This window comes from Flammeovirga pectinis, assembly GCF_003970675.1.
Taxonomy (GTDB): domain Bacteria; phylum Bacteroidota; class Bacteroidia; order Cytophagales; family Flammeovirgaceae; genus Flammeovirga; species Flammeovirga pectinis.
The window spans coordinates 2491846-2515804 of record NZ_CP034562.1 but is presented as its reverse complement, the minus strand read 5'-3'; the positions used below and the strand labels follow the sequence as shown (position 1 = coordinate 2515804).

General features: G+C 34.0%; 17 protein-coding genes and 8 tRNA genes. 19 read left to right on the top strand and 6 right to left on the bottom strand.

The window, feature by feature from the left end:
- Window positions 1–8 precede the first annotated feature (8 nt).
- The 4 genes from EI427_RS09980 to EI427_RS09965 all read right to left on the bottom strand — a co-directional run bounded on the left by EI427_RS09980 (window position 9) and on the right by EI427_RS09965 (window position 4071).
- A complete protein-coding gene (locus tag EI427_RS09980; RefSeq protein WP_126614164.1) occupies window positions 9–617 on the bottom strand; it encodes a DsrE/DsrF/DrsH-like family protein in 609 nt (202 codons plus the stop codon).
- A gap of 21 nt (window positions 618–638) precedes the next feature.
- On the bottom strand, window positions 639–875 hold the full coding sequence (locus tag EI427_RS09975) for a sulfurtransferase TusA family protein (protein ID WP_126614162.1): 237 nt from the start codon (window positions 873–875) through the stop codon (window positions 639–641).
- Window positions 876–1064: 189 nt separating this feature from the next.
- Window positions 1065–3428 (bottom strand): S9 family peptidase, encoded by a 2364-nt coding sequence (locus tag EI427_RS09970; protein WP_240655365.1) that lies wholly within the window; start codon window positions 3426–3428, stop codon window positions 1065–1067.
- 70 nt (window positions 3429–3498) lie between these two features.
- Complete coding sequence (locus EI427_RS09965; RefSeq protein WP_126614160.1) at window positions 3499–4071, bottom strand: hypothetical protein; 573 nt, start codon at window positions 4069–4071, stop codon at window positions 3499–3501.
- 77 nt (window positions 4072–4148) lie between these two features.
- Between EI427_RS09965 and EI427_RS09960 the strand changes: the two genes are divergently transcribed.
- From EI427_RS09960 to EI427_RS09940, 5 genes are all read left to right on the top strand, one after another.
- Window positions 4149–5804 (top strand): glycoside hydrolase family 10 protein, encoded by a 1656-nt coding sequence (locus EI427_RS09960; protein WP_126614158.1) that lies wholly within the window; start codon window positions 4149–4151, stop codon window positions 5802–5804.
- Window positions 5805–5891: 87 nt separating this feature from the next.
- Window positions 5892–6449, top strand: a complete 558-nt coding sequence (locus EI427_RS09955) for a DUF1269 domain-containing protein (protein WP_126614156.1) — start codon at window positions 5892–5894, stop codon at window positions 6447–6449.
- Window positions 6450–6716: 267 nt separating this feature from the next.
- Window positions 6717–7529, top strand: a complete 813-nt coding sequence (locus EI427_RS09950) for a 2,3,4,5-tetrahydropyridine-2,6-dicarboxylate N-succinyltransferase (protein ID WP_126614154.1) — start codon at window positions 6717–6719, stop codon at window positions 7527–7529.
- A 150-nt stretch (window positions 7530–7679) separates the two neighbouring features.
- The gene (locus tag EI427_RS09945) at window positions 7680–8258 is read left to right on the top strand and encodes a DUF3109 family protein (protein WP_126614152.1); all 579 of its coding nucleotides are present in this window, start codon (window positions 7680–7682) and stop codon (window positions 8256–8258) included.
- 206 nt (window positions 8259–8464) lie between these two features.
- Window positions 8465–10879, top strand: a complete 2415-nt coding sequence (locus EI427_RS09940; RefSeq protein ID WP_126614149.1) for an endonuclease MutS2 — start codon at window positions 8465–8467, stop codon at window positions 10877–10879.
- Window positions 10880–11165: 286 nt separating this feature from the next.
- On the opposite strand, the gene EI427_RS09935 is transcribed toward EI427_RS09940, so the two are convergent.
- Complete coding sequence (locus EI427_RS09935; protein ID WP_126614147.1) at window positions 11166–12581, bottom strand: DUF1214 domain-containing protein; 1416 nt, start codon at window positions 12579–12581, stop codon at window positions 11166–11168.
- A gap of 123 nt (window positions 12582–12704) precedes the next feature.
- Here EI427_RS09935 and EI427_RS09930 point away from each other — a divergent pair, with 123 nt between their 5' ends.
- Window positions 12705–13691: a helix-turn-helix domain-containing protein gene (locus EI427_RS09930; protein ID WP_170178440.1), complete on the top strand. Its 987-nt coding sequence runs from the start codon at window positions 12705–12707 to the stop codon at window positions 13689–13691.
- Between the two features lie 59 nt (window positions 13692–13750).
- On the opposite strand, the gene EI427_RS09925 is transcribed toward EI427_RS09930, so the two are convergent.
- Window positions 13751–15427, bottom strand: a complete 1677-nt coding sequence (locus tag EI427_RS09925) for an alanine/glycine:cation symporter family protein (protein WP_126614143.1) — start codon at window positions 15425–15427, stop codon at window positions 13751–13753.
- 381 nt (window positions 15428–15808) lie between these two features.
- Between EI427_RS09925 and thrS the strand changes: the two genes are divergently transcribed.
- The 13 genes from thrS (at window position 15809) to EI427_RS09860 (ending at window position 23908) form a co-directional block, all read left to right on the top strand.
- Window positions 15809–17734 (top strand): threonine--tRNA ligase, encoded by a 1926-nt coding sequence (gene thrS, locus EI427_RS09920; protein WP_126614141.1) that lies wholly within the window; start codon window positions 15809–15811, stop codon window positions 17732–17734.
- Window positions 17735–17818: 84 nt separating this feature from the next.
- A complete protein-coding gene (lhgO, locus tag EI427_RS09915; RefSeq protein ID WP_126618377.1) occupies window positions 17819–19024 on the top strand; it encodes an L-2-hydroxyglutarate oxidase in 1206 nt (401 codons plus the stop codon).
- A gap of 165 nt (window positions 19025–19189) precedes the next feature.
- A tRNA-Val gene (locus EI427_RS09910) sits at window positions 19190–19267 on the top strand.
- A gap of 17 nt (window positions 19268–19284) precedes the next feature.
- A tRNA-Val gene (locus tag EI427_RS09905) sits at window positions 19285–19359 on the top strand.
- A 22-nt stretch (window positions 19360–19381) separates the two neighbouring features.
- A tRNA-Val gene (locus tag EI427_RS09900) sits at window positions 19382–19456 on the top strand.
- Window positions 19457–19475: 19 nt separating this feature from the next.
- Window positions 19476–19550: transfer RNA gene (locus tag EI427_RS09895), tRNA-Val, on the top strand.
- A 21-nt stretch (window positions 19551–19571) separates the two neighbouring features.
- Window positions 19572–19646: transfer RNA gene (locus EI427_RS09890), tRNA-Val, on the top strand.
- A 23-nt stretch (window positions 19647–19669) separates the two neighbouring features.
- Window positions 19670–19744 (top strand) — tRNA-Val (locus EI427_RS09885).
- Between the two features lie 18 nt (window positions 19745–19762).
- Window positions 19763–19840, top strand: a tRNA-Val gene (locus tag EI427_RS09880).
- Window positions 19841–19857: 17 nt separating this feature from the next.
- A tRNA-Val gene (locus EI427_RS09875) sits at window positions 19858–19932 on the top strand.
- Window positions 19933–20090: 158 nt separating this feature from the next.
- Window positions 20091–21566, top strand: coding sequence for an IMP dehydrogenase (gene guaB, locus EI427_RS09870; RefSeq protein ID WP_126614139.1), 1476 nt, complete (start codon window positions 20091–20093; stop codon window positions 21564–21566).
- Between the two features lie 137 nt (window positions 21567–21703).
- Window positions 21704–22975 (top strand): replication-associated recombination protein A, encoded by a 1272-nt coding sequence (locus EI427_RS09865; RefSeq protein ID WP_126614137.1) that lies wholly within the window; start codon window positions 21704–21706, stop codon window positions 22973–22975.
- Window positions 22976–23077: 102 nt separating this feature from the next.
- On the top strand, window positions 23078–23908 hold the full coding sequence (locus EI427_RS09860; protein WP_126614135.1) for an aldo/keto reductase: 831 nt from the start codon (window positions 23078–23080) through the stop codon (window positions 23906–23908).
- The last annotated feature ends 51 nt before the right edge of the window (window positions 23909–23959 follow it).

Genomic DNA, 23959 nt, shown 5'->3' with positions numbered 1-23959 from the left:
AGTAGATCTTAGAACGTTAATGTAATAGTAGCGTCAGAGGCTTCTTCAATGTATGTAGCTACCCCTCCAAATTCAACATCTTTACGTATTTCTTCAGTAGTAATACCCATCATTCCCATTGTCATTTGGCAGGCAATTAATTTTGCACCCATTTCTACAGATAAATCAATTAGGTCTGGTAAAGTTTCGATGTTGTTTTCTTTCATCATCATCTTCATCATTTCTGTACCAACACCCAACATATTCAACCTAGAAATGGTTGTTGTCTGAGGCGTACTTGGTAACATCATAGTAATTAATTTCTCCTTAATAGTTTTACCAGAATAAACACTTTTATCTTTTAGGGCATTAATTCCCCATAAAGTAAAAAAGAGTGTAACATCCATTCCAAAACTAGCAGCACCATTAGCAATAATAAATGCCGGCATAATTTTATCTAACTCAAAACTTGTAACAAGCATTGTTACTTTTTCAGTTGTTTGCGGAGCCGCTTTTAAGGTAGCTAGTGTATTTTGAATAGTATCAAATTGAGCACTAAACTCTTTTGTTTTTTCAGAAAGTTTTTCATCAACTAACTGATCAATATATTCTTTTAATTTGGGGTCGTTGAATTCCATAGTAGCAAGAGAATAGGTTTGTTATTTTATTTTTTCAATAATAGCAATTTTTGATTTTCCTTCTTCTGTGAACGAAATTAGCTTTTGTGAAGTTTTTCTTATCCAAGCTTCAATATCTGCTTTAAATGCAGGGTCCGTTGCTTTTACTTCTACTTGCTCACCTAAATTTATATCTCTAAATTTCTTAGCTATTTTAACGATGGGCATTGGGCAGTTTAAGTTACTGCAATCTAATTTATGTATTTCTGTAGATTCCATTTTGTGATATTATAAGAACTTGAAAAATGTAGAAATTATTATCTAATCTACTAAAAATAACTACCCTTTGTATTAAATGAGTACTTTAATTTGGATATTATAGGTAGTCTTGATACAGTAAATTAGAATAATACTAAGAATTAAAGTATAGCAAAACAGCTACCATTTTTACGTGGTAGCTGTTTTTAATTAAAGTTTTGATTGGAAAAGATTGAATATCCTTTTGTATTCATCTATCCAACTACTAGTTTCTTTAAAACCGTGAGGTTCTATTGGGTAAATTGCCATATTCCAATTTTCTTTTTTGAGTTCTATTAAGCGTTGTGATAAACGCACAACATCAGAAAATTGGACATTATCATCTACCATACCATGTAGAATTAGTAAATCTCCTTTTAAACCTTCTGCAAGGTAAATAGGAGAGCTTCTTTTGTAGGCTATTGGATCAAATGCAGGTGTATTTAATATATTAGAAGTATAAGGATGGTTGTAATGTGCCCAATCTGTAACGGAGCGTATAGCAGCACCTGCTTGGAAAGTATCTCCTTCTTTAAACATTGCCATCATTGTAATAAACCCACCGTAAGAACCTCCATAGATACCTATTTTTTCGGCATTCACACCATGTTGCTCAACCAAAAATTTAGCACCATCTACCTGATCAGAAAGGTCTTTACCACCCATATCTCTATAAATAGCTGTTCTCCATTCACTGCCGTATCCTTCAGAAGCTCTAAAATCAATATCTAAAACAGTATAACCGTTATCAACTAACATGTTATGAAACATATATTCTCTGTAATATACACTCCACCATTTATGTGCGTTTTGAAGGTAACCAGCACCATGTACAAATATTACGGCTTTATGAAGGTCCTTCTCTGATGTGGGCTTGTATAATCTAGCATGTACATCTTTATTATCTTCAGCTTTAAAAGTTACAACTTCAGGACTTCTCCATTTGTATGCATCAAAAGCTTTTGTTGTAGAAGAAGTTAACTGAACAGGCGTTGCATTCACCTTATTTTGTTGAAGGTAAAGTTCCCAAGGTTTATTACTAAATGAATATCTATCAACAATGTATTTCTCATCAGGAGATAATACAGCCTCGTGTTTACCTTCTTGGTTTGTAATTTTAGTTAGGTTTGTAGAGGCAATATCTAATTTATACAATTGCATACTCCCTGGGTGTTCCTTATTTGCAGTTACATAAAAGGATTTTCTGTCGTTGGATAACTTTACACCATGTACCTCAAAATTTCCTTTTGTTAACTGTCTTTTTTCTTTACTGCTTACATTATAAGTATAGATATGGGAATAGCCATCGTCTTCAGATTGGTACCAGAATGTGTTTTCATTGATCCACTTTAATTCAGGAATCCAAAAATTCCAACCACTAATACCAGGTCCACCAATCCATGCATCATCATGTTGTCTGTCAATTTGCGTAACAGAACCGTCTGAAAGGTTTATTAAAATGATCCATCTATCTTTATTGTCGTACGCTCTCACATCCGCAATAGCATAATTAGTAGTTTTAGAAAACGTAGGAGTATGCATCACTACATCTCTCATTTTATCTGATTTACCTTTTTCTAATTCTGGGTATTCTTCATAATATTTTGGCGTATCATAGATGCCTTCTAAAGTTGTAAGATCAATTTCTATTGTTGAATCACCTTTTACATCAAAAATAAAATTTGTATAAGTATCTTCTGGGCTACCTACTTTCGGACGTGCATTTTGCATCTTTACATAACCAGTTCCTTCTACCCAAACAGGCATTTCAGTTGCAAAGTTTCCAGCTCTTTTCCCTAAAGAATAAACAATATGCGAAGCATCATTACTTAACTGTGCTTTCCATAGATATTTCTTTCCTAAATATATTTTCGAAGGTTGTTGTATTTCTAAACGCTCAGCATGTTCTTTTTTTTCTTCTGATCTATCTTCTCTTTTTCTAACGATTTCGAATAATTCTACTTGTTGATCGTGTAAAAATTGATTTTGAGGAGATAATTTAGCTTCTTCTTTTTTAGAACCTGCAGTAAAATTTGATACTTGAGTTGTTATACCCTTGTTTAAATCAACTATAAACACATTACCATTTGATGTATAACTAATAGTATTCTCATTGTCTAAAAAGAAAACGTTTGATTTTTTATCAAGCGTATTTGTTATTTGCTTTTGTAGGCCTTTTTTAAAGTCGTAGATAAATATATTTCCGGCTTTAATGTATAATTTTTTAGAATGATTCTTATTCCATTCACCATTTGCAGTAGGTAGCGACTTTTGTTCTTCTACCGTAACCTTTACATATTTTTTAGATTTAACATCCACTTTATAAAGGTCGTCATACGCTTTGTTCTCTTTATTCCAGTAGAAATAAATTGTCTCACTGTCTTTTGCCCAGAATGGACTATGTGGAGAATGACCAATATAGGTTTCACCACTCATAATCTCATCAAAAGTTAATACACTCTGATTATCTTGAGCTAGTAAAAGGTTAGTAAAGAAAAATAAGGATAGGCTTAATAAAATGATTGATTTATTCATTATTTAAAATAATTGAGGTTGGTTTAATCTTAAAAATAAAAAGATAACCTTAATAGATTATCTTTTTTAATTATTGTCCAGTGATTGAATAATCACCCTGCACCTTAAATTTCATCGAATCACTTCTTACAGTTATTCTAAAATGAAACCTTGGTTTAAAATATACTACAGAGTCTTTTAAAATATTTCCGACTACAGATGCGTTATTCTCAATAATGAGGTCTAAGCTTTTTTCGGTAGTGGTGTTAGGAATATCATATAAATATCCGAGCTTATACTTTTCATCTTTTGCATTTTCAATAAAAACTTCAATAGAATCTAATGAAAGTAAAGAAGAATCTGAAGGGAAATCAACAGAAAGTGTAAGCCTCTGAAAGTCGGCATTTTTTGTTTTATTATAATCAAGAAAGAGTTTATCAAAAACACTATCTCTTGTATTAAGGTATTCTATGCCAACGGGGTCATGCCATTCACCTTGTGGTGTGAGGTATAAAAATTTACTTGTAGATTCTAATTCTAAATCTTGAATTGTTAGGTCATCTAATTCTTTGTCAAGTCCAAAGAATTCACAACCTTGAAATCCAATAGTTAAAAATAAAAAAATATAGATTAAATTTAGATTTGTGTTCAACTTTTGCTGCATGTTACTATTTTTGTCAATACAGCAAATTTATTAAAAACTTTCTATCCCTCTACTTCCAACTACAACAATCATTACAGATGAGGCATTTTTTTTTAAATATTATTTTTTTAACGGCATCTTCCTTATGTTTTGCACAAGAAACGTCGGTTCAAAAAAGAGAGTTTAGGGGTGTATGGGTAGCAACTTTAAATGCTATTGATTGGCCTTATAGCGAAAAAGATTCTGCAGATCAGCAAAAAGAGGATTTTATCTCGTTATTAGATTTCCATCAGAAGCGAGGTATAAATGCAGTAATTGTACAAGTACGTTCAAGTGCAGATGTTATTTATCCGAGTAATATAGAGCCTTGGTGTTCTTCTTTATCGGGTAAGATGGGAGAGGCGCCTAAACCATTTTATGATCCTTTGGCATTCATGATTGCTGAAACACATAAAAGAGGAATGGAATTTCATGCTTGGGTAAATCCTTTTAGAGCAGTTACAAACATTCAATCTGTAAAAGTGTCTTCAGACCATGTTTACAAAAAGCATCCAGAATGGATATTGAAATACCATAATTTGGCTATTCTAAACCCTGGTATTCCAGCAGCAAGAAAATATATTGAGTCTGTAATAGAAGAAATAATTTCTAATTATGATATAGATGCTTTACATTTTGATGATTACTTCTATCCATATCCAGACCATGGTGAAATTAAGGCAGATAGAGCAGCTTACAGAAAATATAGAGCAGGTAATGAGAGTATTCGTGATTGGAGGAGAGCAAATGTCAATACATTCATAGAAGATATTCATGCTTTAATTATTGAAAAAAGACCATCGTTAAAATTTGGAGTGAGTCCTTATGGAGTTTGGCGAAATGTAAGAGACGATCAAAATGGTTCACCAACAAGGTCGGGTTATACATCATATGATCATTTATATGCGGATGTTCGCTTGTGGTTACAAAATGGATGGATTGATTACGTAGCACCTCAGGCGTATCAAAGTACAAAACATAGAAATATTCCTTTTAAAGAGTTGATTACATGGTGGTCAGAGAACTCATTTGGGAGACATCTTTATGCAGGGCATGCAACTTACAGAGTGCAGACAAGTTTAGAAAAAGGATGGAGAGATAATTCAGAAATGCCTTCTCAATTGTATCATACAAGATCATCAGAACAGATACATGGTAGTGTTTTTTACAATTCAACATCACTACTTTATAACCAAGGAGGAATGGCAGATTCTCTAAAAAATATTTATAAGGTGCCTGCATTATTACCATTAATGCCTTGGATTGATGGTACAAATCCTAATCCACCAGAAAAGCCATCAATAGCTGTAGGAGATGAGGGAATAGAATTAAAATGGCAAAATTCTTTAGTTGCAGAGGATGGAGATTTAGCAACAAGTTATGTTATCTATTCTACAAAAGCGGGTAAACTACCTAACATTAATGACCCAAGGGAAATACTGTGTATACTATCTGGTAACGTATCTTCTTATATTGATAAGCGATCTTTAGATCTAGAAAAATACACTTATTTAATTTCTGCATTAGATAGAATACATAACGAGAGTGAAGCAGTTTTACCAATTTACCCAAAAGAACAAAATGTAATACTTCCAGCTCCTTTTAATGAAGATATGATTGTTGAATTAAATGAAGCAATTTTAAAAGCTACTTGGGAAGTTGTTGATAGAGTGGTTGATAGCCAAGGAATTACAATGATTAAAGAAGTTAATTAGGTGACGACGGTCATCTAAAAAGTGGTAAAAGTTAACGAAGTTGTAAGTGTAAAAAATACATATCATCTAACTTTTAACTTTACCGAAATGAAATCTTACAAAAAACTAATTGTCGCAATCTATCAAAATGAAAAAACTGCAGACCACGAATTTAGTGTGCTTTCTAAAAAAGAAAAGCAAGATGAACTAGACTTGAAGGCTTACACTGTTGTAAGTAAATCTGAGTCGGGTAAAACTACTATCCATGATACCGAAGGGAGAGATGCCTTTTGGGGAGCAGTAGTAGGTGGTTTAGTAGGAATGTTAATTGGCCCTGTTGGTGCAATTTATGGAGCAGCATTATTTGCAGCAGAAGTATTTGCAGGTTCTGTAGCAGCGGGCTTAGGAGTAGGAGCTTTAGCAGGCTGGGTAAACAGTGACGCTCTAAAAATTCCAAATGATTTATTAACTGACATCAAGAAATCTCTAAAACCCGGTAGCTCTGCAATTGTTGCTGTAGTAGAAGAAGATTGGGTAGAAGAAGTAGAAGCAGTTTTAGAACCTCAATCAGAAATGCTTCATCATTATCAATTCACAGACTCTGTAGTAGAGAAGTTTGAGAAAGATTGGGAGATCTTTGAGAAAGAACAAAAAGTGGTTTCTTAAATAGTATTCTGAAAATTAATCAATCTTATTAGACCTACTATTAAATGGATATATAAGTACTAATTATAGTAAGAAACGGGTAATTTAAAGATTACTCGTTTTTTTTATGACAAATAGTTTTATTTAAAACATGGTGTGATATTTTTGTTTAGTTTGTTTGTCCTTATGTAAAATTGATTTGGATTAATTACTTTTGCGATTCCTAATACCATTATTGGGAGTTTTCACAATATTATCACATCTCATAAAAGAGATTACAGTTAGATTATGACTAGACAACAATTGATTGAGCAAGCGTGGGATGACCGTGCTTTATTAGAACAACAAGAATATATTGATGCAGTTAAAGCAACTGTAGAAGAATTAGATAAAGGTACATTAAGATGTGCTGAACCAATAGCCGATGGATGGCAAGTTAACGAGTGGGTTAAAAAAGCAGTAATTATGTTTTTCCCTCTTGCTAAAATGGAAACAATTAAGGTTGGTCCATTCGAATTCCATGATAAAATTCCATTAAAAACTGATTATGCAGCAAAAGGTGTACGTGTAGTACCTCATGCAATTGCTAGATATGGTTCATTCGTAAATAAAGGTGTAATTATGATGCCTTCTTACGTTAATATTGGAGCTTATGTTGATTCTGGTACTATGGTAGATACTTGGGCAACTGTTGGTAGCTGTGCACAAATTGGTAAAGATGTTCACCTTTCTGGTGGTGTTGGCGTTGGTGGTGTATTAGAACCAGTACAAGCTGCTCCTGTAATTATAGAAGATGGTGCTTTTGTTGGATCTCGTTGTATCCTAGTAGAAGGTGTTCATATTGGTAAAGAAGCTGTTTTAGGTGCAAATGTAACTTTAACTGCTAGTTCTAAAATTATTGATGTTACAGGTCCAGAACCAGTAGAATACAAAGGTTATGTACCTCCACGTTCTGTTGTAATTCCTGGTAGCTATACTAAGAAATTCCCAGCAGGAGAATTTTCTGTAGGTTGTGCTATTATTATTGGTCAACGTAAAGAAAGTACTAATAGAAAAACATCTCTAAACGATGCTTTAAGAGAGAATAATGTTTCTGTATAATTAGAAACTTCTAATAGAATATTTAGGTGGATGAGTTTAACTTATCCACCTTTTTTTATGCCTTTTCAAAAGTTAACGAGATAATTGTCGTTTGTTTATCAAATAAATACGTTTTTTGTACTCAGAAAAAAATTAAGCACTAGAAAGAAAATGATTGTAGTAGATAAAGTAGTATTGAGTGACGACATGATGTCGGAAGAATTTGTTTGTAATCTTGATAAGTGTAAAGGTGCATGTTGCGTTGAAGGTGACTTAGGTGCTCCTCTAAACGAAGATGAACTAGAACAAATTGAATCTGTATATGAAAAGGTTAAGCCTTACATGTCTCCAGAAGGTATTGCAGAAGTAGAAAAACAAGGGAAGTATATTAAAGACTTTGAAGGCGATTTTTCTACACCTACTATTAATAATAGAGAATGTGCATACGCAATCTACGATGATAAAAAGTATTTACATTGTGCTATTGAGAAAGCATTTCTTGATAAAAAGATTGAATATAGAAAACCTATCTCCTGTTATCTTTACCCAGCAAGAATTACAAAATATGATGCTTACGACGCTGTTAATTATGACCGTTGGGAAATTTGTTCTGACGCTTGTGTTTTAGGTAAAGAATTAAAAGTTCCTGTCTACAAGTTTTTAAAAGGACCATTTACAGCTAAATATGGTGCAGAATGGTATGCTAAATTGGAGAAGGAGATTGAAGATATGAAAGAAAATTTAAGATAATTGAAGAAGGGCTCGTTGGAGTCCTTTTTTGTGCTTTATAAATTCGTTTCAATTTATGATCTTTGTGCACACAGTTAAAAATACTTTGTACTTTTTTAAATCAATTGATCTATCTTTTAGTTATCAATCTTTACAATAAGGTGCAATTTCAAATTATGATACTAAGAAGTAGCTAGTAGTGGTTACTTATAATTCAAAATATATAAATGTTATATCCAGTAAATTTAGAAGAGAAACTTGGTTTCGATAAACTGAGAGAAATTTTAAAGGATAAATGTAATGGAGCAGTTGGGCGTAGTTATGTAGATAAAATGCGTTTTACTTCTGATCCTCGTTTTATTAGACAACGTATTGCTCAAGTAGATGAGTGTGTACGTATTTATGCTTCGGGAGAATCTTTCCCTCATTCTGGGTTTATTGACGTAGAAAACTACCTTGATAAAGCTGAAATAATAAACGCTTTTCTATTAGAAGATGAACTGTTTGATTTAAAAACAGCTTTTACAACTTTAAAAGATTGTCTTACTTTCTTTAATACTGCAGACCCGACACTATACCCAGAATTGGTTAGAGTGAGCGAAGTAGTAGAGTTTAATCCTATGATTTTATCTGATATCGACATGATATTAGATGATAAAGGAAAAATTAGAGATAATGCATCTCCAGAATTAGTACAAATAAGGAAAGCATTACTTAAAGAATTATCTAGTTTAAGATCACGTACAGCATCTGTTTTACAGCAGATGAAAAAAAGTGGTTATGCAAAAGATGATGCAATTCCTACTTTAAGAGAAGGCCGTATTGTTGTTCCAGTTCCTGCAGAACATAAAAGACATGTTACGGGTTTTGTTCATGATGCATCATCTACAGGGCAAACAGTTTTTATTGAGCCGCAAGAATTATTACAACTCAATAATTCAATTAAGGATCTTGAGTTAAGAGAGCGACAAGAAGTTATTCGTATTCTTACTGAGATTACTAATAAAATTAGACCTCAAATACCTGGACTTAAAAAAGGAAATAATTACTTAGGAATTATTGATTTTATTAATGCAAAAGCAAATTTTGCAATGATTCAGGAATCAATTAAACCTGTAATTGTAGACGAGCCTTTAATTGCATGGTATCATGTTGCTCATCCACTTTTACTTTGGTCGTTTATGGAACAAAGTAAACAAGATCAAGTAGTACGTCAGAAAATTGAACTTGACGAGGAACGTGGTAGAATCTTGATTATTTCTGGACCGAATGCAGGAGGTAAATCAATTGCCATGCAAACAGTTGCTTTGGTACAATACATGTTCCAATGTGGAATGTTAGTACCAATGGTAGAAGGATCTAAAATGGGTATTTTTGAAGATATAATGATGGATTATGGCGATGATCAATCATTAGAAAATGACTTATCTACCTATTCTTCTCATCTAACAAATATGAGAGCAATGCTAACAAAGGGTAGTGAGAAATCTTTGATAACCATTGATGAATTTGGGTCTGGAACTGAACCAGAATTAGGTGGAGTGATTGCAGAATCAATTTTAGAACAAATGAACCGTCAGCAAATGTGGGGTTGTATTACAACTCACTACGCTAACCTGAAATTTTATGCAGAAAAAGAGGTTGGTTTACAAAATGGAGCAATGCGTTACGATGTTGAGAAACTACAACCACTGTATAAATTAGAGCAAGGCCAGCCAGGTAGTTCGTTTGCTTTAGAAATTGCACAAAAAATTGGCTTGCCTAAAAAGGTAGTTAATATAGCACGACATAAGGCAGGGCGTAAAAAGATTAATATGGAAGAATTACTTCGTAATCTTGAAGAAGAGAAGAAGGAATTTTCTCAGAAGAATAGTGAGGTACGTCGTTTAGAACAGAAATTAAAATCTGCCAAAGAAAAATTTGAAATAAGATCAATAGAGCTTCAGAATAAGAAGCAATCAATTATAAATAAAGCAAGAGAAGACGCTCAAAAGGTTTTAGATACTGCTAATAAAAAGATTGAACATACTATTAAAGAAATCCGTGAGTCGAATGCTGAAAAGGAGAAAACTAAAAAGCTTCGTCAAAACATGGAAAACTTTAGAGTAAGTAATCAGCCAACAAAAGGCAATGATAAAGCTAAAAAGGAAGAGGTTTCTTACGAAGTGATAGGGGGGACAATTACCATCGGTGATGCTGTTCGAGTAAAAGGACAACCAACTATTGGCGAAGTTATTTCTTTATCACCTAAAGAAGCTGAAATTATAATTGGTGATTTAAGAACGAAAGTGAAGTTAAATCGCCTTGAACGAATTAGTAAGAAAGAATTTAGAAAAGAAGTTCGAGAAAAATCAATTGGTGTTAGTGCAGCTTCTAGCATAACGCAAAAAAGAGTCGATTTTAAATCTCAACTTGACCTTAGAGGAAAAAGAGCTGAAGAGGTAATGTATGATTTAGATGACTTTATGGATTCAGCAATTATGCTTGGAGAAACTTCTGTAAGGATTGTACATGGCAAAGGTACAGGAGCTTTAAGAGAGGTGGTTCGTAATCACCTTAGAACATTTAAAGGAATTAAAAATGTAGCAGATGATCACCCAGATAGAGGTGGAGCAGGAGTGACTGTTGTTACATTGAGATAATAGAAGGAAGTTGTACAGTGTTGTACAACTTCTTTTTTTTTGAAGCTAATTTTATACTTTAACAAGAAAAATTAACATTCATTATTAAAATCTTATTAACAATTAAAAGGTATTGTTTAAAAAATATTATATATTTGAATACCAAAAGATGAAATTATGTTTCTATCCTTTGGACTTCATAGCTGGTTGAAATCGTGAGCATGATTAGCCTCATGTTTACGTGCTTTATGTTACTCATAAAGTTGAAACGCTCAATATCGATTAGATATTGGGCGTTTCTTTTTTGCTATTTATTTTCTTTGATGTTATCAAGCTTCCATGTTTTATCAAACCAAGCTTGTTGAGGTCCATAAATTCTAAAGTATGTAAACCAATTTTGACCCTCTAAAGTTTTAACCCAATTTTTCTCCATTCCTTTAGGGCAATTTGGTCCAATGAAAACATCGAAAGAACCATCTTTATTCTGGACTAGATTATTACTCGAATTTACTTCTGACTTATCAGTTCCATTAGGAATTAAAATTCTATTATGTGATTCATAAATGCAAACAGACCAAAATTGACTAGCAGGAACATCTTTTGGTATATGTAAAATATAATTTCCACCACCATCAAAGCCTTTGTTGTTTTCATCATAATATTGTCCTACATAAACAGAACCTGGACCTGGCTTTGAACAAACCATTGCATTTGTAGAACCAATTGCTTCATGAAACCAAGAGGCTCTTTCATCTAATTGATCATAGTACTCAGTTTTTTGATTGGCATTATTTACAAGTGCAACTCTCCAGTTATTAGAAGGATCATCCCACCAAATTCCTTTCTCAACCCTTTTGCGGAAAGAGTTATTGATAGCCATTTGGTATCCTAGTTTTTCACCTTCAATAAGAATTCTTTTTTGACGCTCGTTTGGTAAAAAAGGTTTCCCTTTCTCAATACCTAAATTTTTAAGCATTGCTAAGAAAAAGCGATCTCTTTCTTGTACAACTTCTCTTTGAATTACTTCATTTAGATTTTCCCAAAATAACATACCGTGAGGTTGAGCTTGAATAAAAGCATCCCCTTTTTTTTCTAGCATTGGTCTACCTTTAAGATTGGGTTGATCTAGTGGGTAAGCAGTGAATTCATTATTTACTCTACGTCTTTCTTTCTGGTCAACTTCCATATTTCTAGTACCAAACCAAACAATTGAAGTAGGGCAATGCACAACAGTGTACCCTTTAGTGTCGCTTGGTACATCTTGTCCTGGTCCTATAACTAATAATTTAGTGCCTTGCCCTTTATCATTACCAGTTATACCGCAATCAATAATTGGTCTTTGCCAAGCATCAGCAACGTAGCCCGCAGTTTTTCCTTTAGGTATTTCCCAAACAGCAGGTCCTAATTTATTGAAATCATAAAAGGCAATTACATACTGCACAGTTTGGTTTGGAGTTAATATACCAGCTACTCCTTCTCTTCCGGTGTAAAGTACAAATTGCCCATCGTTACTAGCTCCTGCATCAATATTTGCGTTTTCCCAACCTTTTTCTCCAATAGTTGGTATGGCCCATAAATAGAGTTGTGTAGCTCTTTGTAAGTCCATCTGATCATATAATGCGTTGCTTTCTTGTTTGGTTGGTACGCCGTTATTGGATTCAAATTGAGCAAAACTAAGTGTTGACATGAGTCCAATTAAAATAGAAAATATAGTTTTTTTCATAACCTTTTTGTAGTGATTAAATGAATAATTAATTCTATTTTTATTAACGCTTATCTTAGTATGTGTTTTTCTTTAATTAGTTCATAAAAGGGCACGAATAAGCTCAAATTGATCAAAATGACTATGAGTGAAAGAATAGAATTTATTCAAGGTTCGTCAACTACCTTATTTAGGCAGTTAGAAGAAATTTATAATGTGAAAACTGTTGATAATCAGATAGTAGTTGAAAATTCTTCATTAAACTTAACCTTCAACGTTCTTCAGCCATTTGATGGGATTGAAATAATAATTCATAAAATAAAATTCTTTGTTGATACTGAATATATTGTAAAAGGGAGTGAAATTGATAATTATATTTATTTCAAGTTCAATTATAAAGCGAGTGATACTATACAGCTATTAGATGATGTATATGACTATCAAAGTAACGATAACGGAATGTCAATTTACTCAACTGGAATACCATTAATAATCAATTATAAAGTAGGAGATGTAGCTGAATGGGTTTCAGTAAGAATTTCCAAAGATTATTATCATAACAAGTTGTCTTTTTTAGCAAATTATATTGGAGAAGTCTTTAACAAAGAAAATCCATGGGCAGTTTTTGATATCGTTCCGTTAAAGGTGTATTTATCTTTAAAAGAAATAATGAATCAAGAGCATGGATCAAGAATATTAAAAAATGGTATTATCGTTTCAAAAGTGATTGAATGCTTAGCGTATTTTTTAGATAGAGTTATTGATCGAGAACGTTTAGAAAAACCAAATCAAACTATTCATCCTGATGATTTAATTTTAATGTCAACTATAAAAAATGAGTTACTATCGTTGAATGTTAAAACTCCTTCATTAACAGATTTAAGTAAACAGTATGGGATATCAGTATCTAAGCTTAAACGAGATTTTAATAGTGTTTTTGGTACTTCAGTTCATAAATTCCATTTAGATTATAAATTAGAAACATCGCGTATATTATTAACGTCTCAATCTTATTCAATTACAGAGGTATCAAGGAAGTTAGGTTTTTCTAGGGTGTCAAAATTTTCTTTGGCTTTTAAAAATAAATTTGGCTATTCACCAAAAGATATAGCTCAAAAGTTTCAAAAATAAAAGAGGTTCTATCGAATTTAATCAATAGAACCTCTCTGTATTTGTAGATATAAATTATGCTATCTCTTGATGCCGAATTTATTTTCCATATGATCCCAATAAGTATTTAAACTATCTTTCATGTCTTTCCTTAAAATTAATAAACCAATAAGGTTAGGAATAGTCATTAGAGCAATTGTAATGCCCGAGAGAGTCCAAATTATAGTAGTATCTGCAAAAGATCCGATAAAGAAAGCTCCAACATATACAATTCTAAAATACTTAACAGAAGCACTTCCAAATAAGAAAGTCATGGCTCTATCTCCATAGTACGACCAAGAAATAGCCGTTGAGAAGGCAAAGAGTAAAAGACCTATTGTTACAATGTATTTACCATATTCTCCAAAATAACTTCTACTAAATGCTAAACTTGTAAGAGGAGCACTATGTATTAAAGATTTACCTGTTATTACTAACCCATCTTTCCATTGTACTTTACCTTTAGTTACTTTTAGATGGCCAGAATAAGGCTGTCCTTGATAAGTAACTTTTACATCCTCAGCAAGAGAACGAGCATGAATTAAAGTAACTGTATTTTTTATTGTACCGTTTACAACATTTAACTCTCCATCAAAAACAGGAAGAGTTTCTTCTCCACTAATATGATAAGCTAACTTCTCTCTGTCGTTATTAGGGTTGTTTTTGCTATCGTCGTAAACTGTATTTAAAACTTGCATATCTGTTTGTTGAAAAGTATTGTCAACTTTTTCTCTCCAAACATTTGATGAAAGCAATGCTAAACCTGTTAAACTACAGATAACAATTGTATCTATAAATGGTTCTAAAATAGCAACCATACCTTCTGATACAGGCTCCTTTGTTTTTGCAGATGCGTGAGCAATCGGAGCAGAACCTTGTCCTGCCTCATTAGAGAATAACCCTCTATTGACACCTCTATTAAAAGCAAAAGCTAATGTTGCACCTAAGAAACCACCTGTTGCAGATGTACCGCTAAAAATATCACCTACTACTCTTGCAATTGAACTAGGAATATTTTCAAAATTATAGAAAATAACTGCTAGACATCCAATAAAATAGATGACAGCCATAATCGGAACTAATTTTTCTGTTACCGAAGCAATTCTCTTAATACCTCCTAAAATTACAAAGGCTAACATTACAGATAATACTGCTCCAGTAATGTATTGTTCCACTCCAAAAGTGGCAAACATAGAAGAAGCAATACTATTTACTTGTGGTAAATTACCTGTTCCAAAAGAAGATAATACTGTAGCAATAGCAAATAAAACAGCCATCCAATTCATGTTTAGCTTGTTTTTCATGAAATACATTGGGCCACCTGCCATTGTACCATCTGCCGTTTTTTCTCTGTATTTATGAGATAATGTTACTTCTACAAACTTTGTTGTCATACCAAAAAAGGCAGTAACTACCATCCAAAATAGTGCTGCAGGTCCACCTAAATGAATTGCAAGTGCTACACCTGCAATATTTCCTGTTCCAACTGTTCCAGAAAGAGCAGTTGCTAGAGCTTGAAAGTGAGAAGTGTCTCCTTCATCATCTTTTTCGTCGTATTTACCTTTAACCACATCTATTGCGTGTTTAAAGAAACGAATTTGTGGAAATTGTAAGTAGACAGTAAAAAATAAACCTGTTAGTAATAGTAAGGCTACGAACCAATAGGACCCACCAATATAACTATCTATAAGGCTTAAAATATCGTTTAAATGTTGCATGTGTTTGACTGTATAGCGTAGTGTCTAAAGCTTGATTATATTTTGATGTATGTAAAAAAATGTACGCGAATTTATCAAAAGTTAAATAGAATACTATGACTTTTTAGTTTCTAAATCGTTTTTTGAAGAAAATTAGTGGTTTATATAAATGTTTAACAACTAATCGAGTTCAATTATTGAGATATCAAGTAATTGCCTTAAGTATCAGAAATAATTAAACAATTTTTTATAAAAAACAGACTAATTAACGCTTATTCTTCTATAATTTGTGTGATTAAAACGAGTAAAATTGTAGCTTGCGATTCAAAATTCTCACAGCAAATTTTGTGGCCAGTTGTAGGGACACAAATGGGAGAATAACATTTTAAATCTTATACCACAATGATTAAAGTTACATTGCCGGATAATTCGGTAAGAGAGTATGAAAGCGGAGCAACTTCTTTAGATGTTGCAAAAAGTATAAGCGAAGGCTTAGCAAGAAACGTATTAGCCGCTGAGGTTAATGGTGAAGTTTGGGATGCAACCAGACCTTTAACCGCAGACTCAAATGTAAAATTATTAACGTGGAATGATACGGATGGCAAATCTACATTTTGGCATTCATCAGCTCACTTGATGGCCGAGGCATTGGAGGCTTTATATCCAGGCGTGAAATTAGGTATTGGACCTTCTATCGAAAATGGTTTCTACTATGATGTAGATTTTATGGATTATGATTTCTCTTCTGATGACTTACCAAAGGTTGAACAGAAGATGAAAGAATTGGCTAAGAAAAAGAACCTGTATTTGCGTTCTGATGTTTCTAAAGCTGATGCCATAAAATATTTTGAAGAAAAAGAAGATCCTTACAAACTTGATCTTTTAGAAAGATTAGAAGATGGTACAATCACTTTCTACAAGCAAGGAGAATTTACAGATTTATGTCGTGGACCTCATATTCCAAATACAGGCTTTGTAAAAGCTATTAAGTTAACTAGTGTAGCTGGTGCTTATTGGAGAGGAGACGAGAAAAATAAAATGCTTACACGTATTTATGGTATTACATTCCCTAAAGCAAAGGAATTAAATGAATACTTAGAACGTGTTGAAGAAGCAAAGAAAAGAGATCATAGAAAGGTAGGTCAAGAACTTGATTTATTTACATTCTCTCAACGTGTTGGTCTTGGTTTGCCATTATGGTTACCAAAAGGAGCAACTCTTAGAGAGCGTTTAGAAAATTTCTTAAGAAAAGCACAAGCTAAAGCAGGTTACCAACAAGTGGTTACTCCACATATTGGATCAAAAGATCTTTATGTAACTTCTGGTCACTATGCTAAATACGGAGAGGATTCATTCCAACCAATTCGTACTCCAAACGAAGGTGAAGAGTATTTATTGAAACCAATGAACTGTCCTCATCACTGTGAAATTTACCGTTCACGCCCTCACTCTTACAGAGATTTACCAATTCGTTTAGCTGAATTTGGTACTGTATATAGATATGAGCAAAGTGGTGAATTACATGGTCTGACAAGGGTACGTGGTTTTACTCAAGACGATGCTCACTTATTCTGTCGTCCAGATCAAGTAAAAGAAGAATTTTCTAAAGTAATTGATCTTGTATTGTATGTCTTCAAATCTTTAGGTTTTGTAGATTATATGGCACAAATCTCATTAAGAGATAAAGAAGATCGTGCAAAATATATTGGTAACGAAGCTGATTGGGATAGAGCAGAAAAGGATATTGAAGAAGTAGCTGCAGAAAAAGGACTTAACACTGTTGTTGAGTACGGAGAAGCAGCATTCTACGGTCCTAAGCTTGACTTTATGGTGCGTGATGCATTAGGGAGATCGTGGCAATTAGGTACAATCCAAGTAGATTACCAATTACCACAACGTTTTGAATTAGAGTACAAAGACTCTGATAATTCTATGAAACGTCCTGTTATGATTCACAGAGCTCCATTTGGTTCAATGGAACGTTTTATTGCGATCTTAATTGAGCACACAGGTGGTAATTTCCCATTATGGTTAGCTCCAGAACAATTTACATTGTTGCCTGTTTCTGATAAATATAACGACTACGCTTATGGTGTTATGTCTATGTTAGAAGAAGAAGGATTTACAGGAACTGTAGATGCAAGAGCAGAAAAAATTGGACGTAAGATACGTGATGCTGAAGTACAAAAAACACCTTACATGTTAATTGTAGGTGAAAAAGAAATGGAAGGAAATTCTGTTTCGGTACGTAGAAAAGGCGAAGGCGATATTGGTATGTTAGAATTACCTGCTTTTGTTGAATTATTCAAGAAAGAAACAGCAGTTTAATTGCTGATATGATATAAAAAATGAGTTGTGACTTTTTAGTTGCAACTCATTGTTATTTTAAACTAATAAATAGATTTAACCATGGTGTATGATGTAATCATCATAGGTGCTGGAATTGTAGGTATGGCATCTGCAATGAAAATTAAACAGCAATCTCCTGAGTTAAGAGTACTTGTACTGGAAAAGGAAGAGGGCGTTGCTAAACATCAAACCGGACACAATAGTGGGGTTATTCATTCGGGTTTATACTACAAACCAGGTAGTCATAAAGCGTTGAATTGTATTGATGGTTATAACCAGCTGATAAAATTTTGTGATGAGGAGAACGTGAAATACGACCTGTGTGGTAAGATCGTTGTTGCTACTGATCAAAAAGAATTAGAAAATTTAAATGCCTTATATGAAAGAGGTATTCAAAATGGACTAACGGATTTAAAGAAATTATCTTCTTCGGAAATTAAAGAGTATGAACCTTATTGTACAGGTATTGCAGGACTTCACGTTCCACAAACAGGTATAATAGATTATACAGAAGTTACGGAGAAATATAAAGAAGTTTTTACGGAACGTTTTGGCGGTATAGTAAAATTTGGTCACCAAGTAGAAGATATTCGTTTAGGAAGTATTGGAGCTGAAGTTGCTACTTCTAGGGGAGTTTTTAGATCTCATTTGGTGGTTAACTGTGCAGGTTTGTATAGTGATAGAATTGCTCAATTAGCACTAAAGCAATTGGATGTTAGAATTATCCCTTTTAGAGGAGAATACTACGAAATCAAGCCAAATAAGCATTACCTAGTTAAAAACCTTATTTATCCAGTTCCAGATCCTTCATTCCCGTTCTTAGGAGTTCATTTTACAAGAATGATTAATGGAGGTGTTGAAGCAGGACCTAACGCAGTATTGGCGTACAAGAGAGAAGGGTATACGAAAACTGATATCAATGTAGGAGAACTTTTTGAGTCGCTTACATGGAAAGGTTTTATTAAGATAGCCTCAAAATATTGGCCAACTGGCATTGGAGAAATGTACCGCTCTTATTCCAAATCGGCATTTACAAAAGCACTTCGCCGTCTTTTACCGGATTTAAAAGAATCTGATTTAAAGAAAGGTGGAGCAGGAGTTAGAGCTCAAGCATGTGATAAAGATGGAGGGTTAATAGATGATTTCTTATTTGTAGAAGAATCAAGGATGATAAATGTATTAAACGCACCGTCTCCAGCGGCAACTTCTTCACTAGCTATCGGTGATACGATTGCTGGAAAAGTATTTGCAAAGCTTAATAATAACTAAGAATTTTAAAAGAGTATAGAATTTATTTAGATTCTATACTCTTGAAATTCAGTATAAAATTAAGTTGTTATATTTTTTTTACAAAATATAGTTTGGATATAAATTATCTACGCTTACCTTTGCACTCGCAATGACACAAACGGTGTCTATTTTAATGTAATGATCGGGATGTTAGCTCAGTTGGTTTAGAGCACCTGCCTTACAAGCAGGGGGTCATAGGTTCGAATCCTATACGTCCCACCAATTCACGTAAGTGTATTGGGATGTTAGCTCAGTTGGTTTAGAGCACCTGCCTTACAAGCAGGGGGTCATAGGTTCGAATCCTATACGTCCCACACAATTCACATTAAGTGTATTGGGGTGTTAGCTCAGTTGGTTTAGAGCACCTGCCTTACAAGCAGGGGGTCACAGGTTCGAATCCTGTACGCCCCACTTTTGACATATTTATTTCGGGATGTTAGCTCAGTTGGTTTAGAGCACCTGCCTTACAAGCAGGGGGTCATAGGTTCGAATCCTATACGTCCCACACAATTCACGCAAGTGTATTGGGATGTTAGCTCAGTTGGTTTAGAGCACCTGCCTTACAAGCAGGGGGTCATAGGTTCGAATCCTATACGTCCCACACGCAATTCACGTAAAGTGATTGGGATGTTAGCTCAGTTGGTTTAGAGCACCTGCCTTACAAGCAGGGGGTCACAGGTTCGAATCCTGTACGTCCCACATTTGATTTATTATTTCGGGATGTTAGCTCAGTTGGTTTAGAGCACCTGCCTTACAAGCAGGGGGTCATAGGTTCGAATCCTATACGTCCCACCAATTCACGTATGTGTATTGGGATGTTAGCTCAGTTGGTTTAGAGCACCTGCCTTACAAGCAGGGGGTCATAGGTTCGAATCCTATACGTCCCACACAAAAATAAGGATACATCGACAAGGTGTGTCCTTTTTTTGTACCCTTTTGATTTTTAATCATTTATTCAAGAAATATTATCACTTTTTTGATTGGATATCCGTTTATAGTTCTAACTTTGCACCGCAAATAATCACAGTTAAATTATTTGCTTCAAATGGCTATCGATCCAAGTAAAGTTTTGTACGAGGCACTCACATATGATGATGTGCTATTAAGACCAGGTTTTTCTCAAATCCTTCCGAGAGAAACGACTACAAAAACCATGTTAACGAAAAACATCGCATTAAACATTCCTTTAGTGTCTGCGGCGATGGATACAGTTACCGAAGCTGATTTGGCAATTGCTATGGCTTTAGAAGGAGGTTTAGGCTTCATTCATAAGAACATGACAATTCAACAACAGGCTTCCCAAGTACGAAAAGTCAAGCGTTCGCAAAGCGGTATGATCTTAGATCCTGTTACCCTTACAGCGAACAAAACATTATTCGAAGCAAACGAATTAATGAGGGAATATAAGATTGGTGGTATTCCAGTAATCGACGAAGAAGGCATCTTAATTGGTATTTTAACCAACAGAGATCTTCGCTTCCAAAAAGACTTAAGTGTTGCAGTAAAAGAAATCATGACGCGTGAAAACTTAATCACAGCGGCTGATGGAATTACTTTAGATGAGGCTCAAGATATTCTTCAAGAGCATAAAATTGAAAAACTTCCTATCGTAAGTAAATCATACAAATTAGTTGGTTTGGTAACTTACAGAGATATTCTTAAAAATAAGAATAGACCAAACGCTTGTAAAGATCAATATGGTCGTTTACGTGTTGGTGCTGCAGTTGGTGTAACTGGAGACTTAATGGAAAGGGTTTCAGAATTAGTGGCAGCAGGTGTAGATGTTATCGGTTTAGATACAGCTCACGGTCACTCTAAAGGTGTTATAGACGCTCTTAAGAAAGTAAAGAAAGAATTCCCAGATTTAGACGTTGTCGTAGGTAACGTTGCAACTGAAGAAGGTGCAAGAGCACTAGCTGAAGCTGGTGCAGACGGTGTGAAAGTAGGTGTAGGTCCAGGTTCTATCTGTACTACTCGTATTATTGCAGGTGTTGGTGTACCTCAGTTATCTGCTGTTTTCGAAGCTGCTGCAGCTTTAAGAGAGCTAGGTGTTCCGTTTATTGCAGATGGAGGTGTTCGTTTTTCAGGAGATTTAGTAAAAGCCTTAGCAGGTGGTGCTGATGTTGTAATGATTGGTTCATTATTAGCAGGTACAGATGAAGCTCCTGGAGATATGATTATCTTTGAAGGACGTAAATTTAAAGCATACCGAGGAATGGGATCTGTTGAAGCAATGAACCAAGGTTCTAAAGACAGATACTTCCAAGATGCTGAAGATGATATTAAAAAATTAGTTCCAGAAGGAATTGCAGGACGTGTGCCTTACAAAGGCAGTGTTGAAGAAGTACTTTACCAATTAGTTGGTGGTCTTAAAGCCGGAATGGGCTACTGTGGTGCTGGTTCTATTGAGCAACTTAAAGATGCTAAATTTGTAAAAATTACTGGTGCAGGTGTGAAAGAATCTCACCCACACGATGTAACAATTACAAGAGAAGCACCTAACTATTCTTCTAAAGGATAGTAAGTTTAAGTAGCTTAAATAAGGAAAGGCTCAGTGAATTTAATTTCTCTGAGCCTTTTTTATTTGCCAATTTTATTAAATATGTTTATTTATTTGACATGTAATGTTTATTTTTAATCAAATTATAAACATTAATTATGGTAGTAGCACCTTTGTCAGAGAGATTGAGACCTAAAACTATTTTTGAAGTAGTTGGGCAACAGCATCTTTTATCAAAAAATGGCGTTTTTACACGAATGGTGGAAAGTAAAACAATTCCATCTATGATTCTTTGGGGACCTCCCGGAGTTGGTAAAACAACTTTAGCGAGGTTACTTGCTGAATCAACCAAAAGACCCTTTAAAACTTTAAGTGCAGTAAGTGCCGGTGTTAAAGATGTAAGAGAAGTGATAAAGGACGCTAGCTATGCTTATGGAACAATCTTATTTATAGATGAGATTCATCGCTTTAGTAAGTCGCAGCAAGATGCGTTATTGAATGCTGTAGAGAAAGGTATTGTGGTGTTGATAGGAGCTACTACAGAAAACCCATCTTTTGAAGTTAATTCGGCTTTAATATCAAGAAGCCAAGTATATTGTTTAGAGCCCTTAAAGAAGGAAGATCTACTATTGCTAATTGATAGAGCTTTAGAAAAGGATGTCGTTCTCAAGAAAAAAAACATATCAATTAAAGAAAATAATGATCTACTAAGGTATTCTGGAGGCGATGCTCGAAGATTATTAAACCTTTTAGAGTTATCTATTGAAGCAGCAAAACCTAACGCAGTTGGTGAAATTGAGATAACAGACCAATTGGTTTCTTTAGTTGCACAGCAAAAGGCGGTCAGATATGATAAAAAAGGAGAGAATCATTACGATATCATTTCTGCCCTTATTAAATCTATTAGAGGATCTGATCCAAATGCAGCCGTGTATTGGTTGGCTAGAATGATTGAAGGAGGAGAAGACCCTAAATTTATTGCAAGACGCTTGATTATCTCTGCAGCTGAAGATGTAGGGAATGCAAATCCTACGGCTTTAATAGTAGCAAATAATTGTATGCAGGCAATTCAGTACATTGGAATGCCAGAAGGTAGAATAGTACTTTCTCAAGCAACTACTTATTTAGCATGTTCCCCTAAAAGTAATGCCGCTTATGCTGCTATTGGTAAGGCACAAAAAATAGTGAAACATACTGGTGATTTGCCCGTTCCATTGCACTTAAGGAATGCTTCTACACAGTTACTAAAAGAATTGGGGTATGCAGACGCGTATATTTACCCTCATGATGATCCCCAAGGCTTTATTTCTCAGGAGTATATGCCAGAAGGACTAGAAGGTGAGCCGTTATTTATACCAAAGAAAAATAGTAGGGAACAGGAGATGTTAAAACGATTACAATTGATGTGGGGTAAAAAGTACAATTATTGACAAAAGCTTCTAAAGTGTACTGATGTATGTCAACATTTATTAATGAATATTGTCTGAAATTGCTTAGGTAATAAAAACAACAAGACCACAACCAATACGGCAATGATAAACATCAACACACAAAAAGTAAATATCTTCGATATGAACGGTACTTTTACTTTAAGAAACACAGTAAAGATTCCTTACCTAGGAATGAATGTATCGCACATTGAAGAAGGAAAAGCAATTGCTGATGCAACAAGAAGAGCACTGTCAATTGGTTATAAGTATTTTGATACGTCTGCAAACTATCAAAACGAAGTAGGTTTCGGAGAAGCGATAGCTTCTTCTAAAATGAACAGAGAAAAAGTGTTTGTCTCCTCAAAAATAGCAGACAGAGATCAAGGTTTTGAGCCATTGATTACAGCATTTAACAGAACACTAAATAACATGAAGCTAGATTATCTAGACTTAGTGTTAATACAGCACCCTATAGAAGGGAAAATACAAGAATCATGGAGGGCTTTAGAGCAACTTTATGTAGAGCGTAGAGTGAGAGCGATTGGAGTTTGCAATTTTAATGTGGCACAACTAAAAGAACTTATTGCTAATGCTGATGTTTTTCCTGTTGTAAATCAAATAGAATACAATCCTTTACATGTAGATCATGATATAATTGAATTCTGTAAAGAAAATGGTATTCAAGTAATATCAATTGGTTCTTTAAAACATGGAGAAGTTTTAGAACTAGAAGAAGTGAAGAAATTGGCAGAAAAATATGATGTTTTCCCTTGTCAAATTGTTTTAAGATGGGTGCTCCAAAATGGAGTAGTGTCATTACCTCAAGCAGAAATTAGAGAACATATAATATCGAACTCTGCCTTATTTAATTTTGAACTTACAGAAGAAGATATGAGTTTGTTAAATTCTCTATCTAGTACAGAATTAGTGTAGATTAAATATTTCAGAAATATAACTTTAGCGATCAAATGTATAATTTGATCG

What these genes read in the sequence shown, in the direction of transcription:
- EI427_RS09980 (WP_126614164.1), bottom strand. Translation starts at nt 617, where the DNA reads ATGGAATTCAACGACCCCAAATTAAAAGAATATATTGATCAGTTAGTT.
- EI427_RS09975 (WP_126614162.1), bottom strand. Translation starts at nt 875, where the DNA reads ATGGAATCTACAGAAATACATAAATTAGATTGCAGTAACTTAAACTGC.
- EI427_RS09970 (WP_240655365.1), bottom strand. Translation starts at nt 3,428, where the DNA reads ATGAATAAATCAATCATTTTATTAAGCCTATCCTTATTTTTCTTTACT.
- EI427_RS09965 (WP_126614160.1), bottom strand. Translation starts at nt 4,071, where the DNA reads ATGCAGCAAAAGTTGAACACAAATCTAAATTTAATCTATATTTTTTTA.
- EI427_RS09960 (WP_126614158.1), top strand. Translation starts at nt 4,149, where the DNA reads ATGAGGCATTTTTTTTTAAATATTATTTTTTTAACGGCATCTTCCTTA.
- EI427_RS09955 (WP_126614156.1), top strand. Translation starts at nt 5,892, where the DNA reads ATGAAATCTTACAAAAAACTAATTGTCGCAATCTATCAAAATGAAAAA.
- EI427_RS09950 (WP_126614154.1), top strand. Translation starts at nt 6,717, where the DNA reads ATGACTAGACAACAATTGATTGAGCAAGCGTGGGATGACCGTGCTTTA.
- EI427_RS09945 (WP_126614152.1), top strand. Translation starts at nt 7,680, where the DNA reads ATGATTGTAGTAGATAAAGTAGTATTGAGTGACGACATGATGTCGGAA.
- EI427_RS09940 (WP_126614149.1), top strand. Translation starts at nt 8,465, where the DNA reads ATGTTATATCCAGTAAATTTAGAAGAGAAACTTGGTTTCGATAAACTG.
- EI427_RS09935 (WP_126614147.1), bottom strand. Translation starts at nt 12,581, where the DNA reads ATGAAAAAAACTATATTTTCTATTTTAATTGGACTCATGTCAACACTT.
- EI427_RS09930 (WP_170178440.1), top strand. Translation starts at nt 12,705, where the DNA reads ATGAGTGAAAGAATAGAATTTATTCAAGGTTCGTCAACTACCTTATTT.
- EI427_RS09925 (WP_126614143.1), bottom strand. Translation starts at nt 15,427, where the DNA reads ATGCAACATTTAAACGATATTTTAAGCCTTATAGATAGTTATATTGGT.
- thrS (WP_126614141.1), top strand. Translation starts at nt 15,809, where the DNA reads ATGATTAAAGTTACATTGCCGGATAATTCGGTAAGAGAGTATGAAAGC.
- guaB (WP_126614139.1), top strand. Translation starts at nt 20,091, where the DNA reads ATGGCTATCGATCCAAGTAAAGTTTTGTACGAGGCACTCACATATGAT.
- EI427_RS09865 (WP_126614137.1), top strand. Translation starts at nt 21,704, where the DNA reads ATGGTAGTAGCACCTTTGTCAGAGAGATTGAGACCTAAAACTATTTTT.
- EI427_RS09860 (WP_126614135.1), top strand. Translation starts at nt 23,078, where the DNA reads ATGATAAACATCAACACACAAAAAGTAAATATCTTCGATATGAACGGT.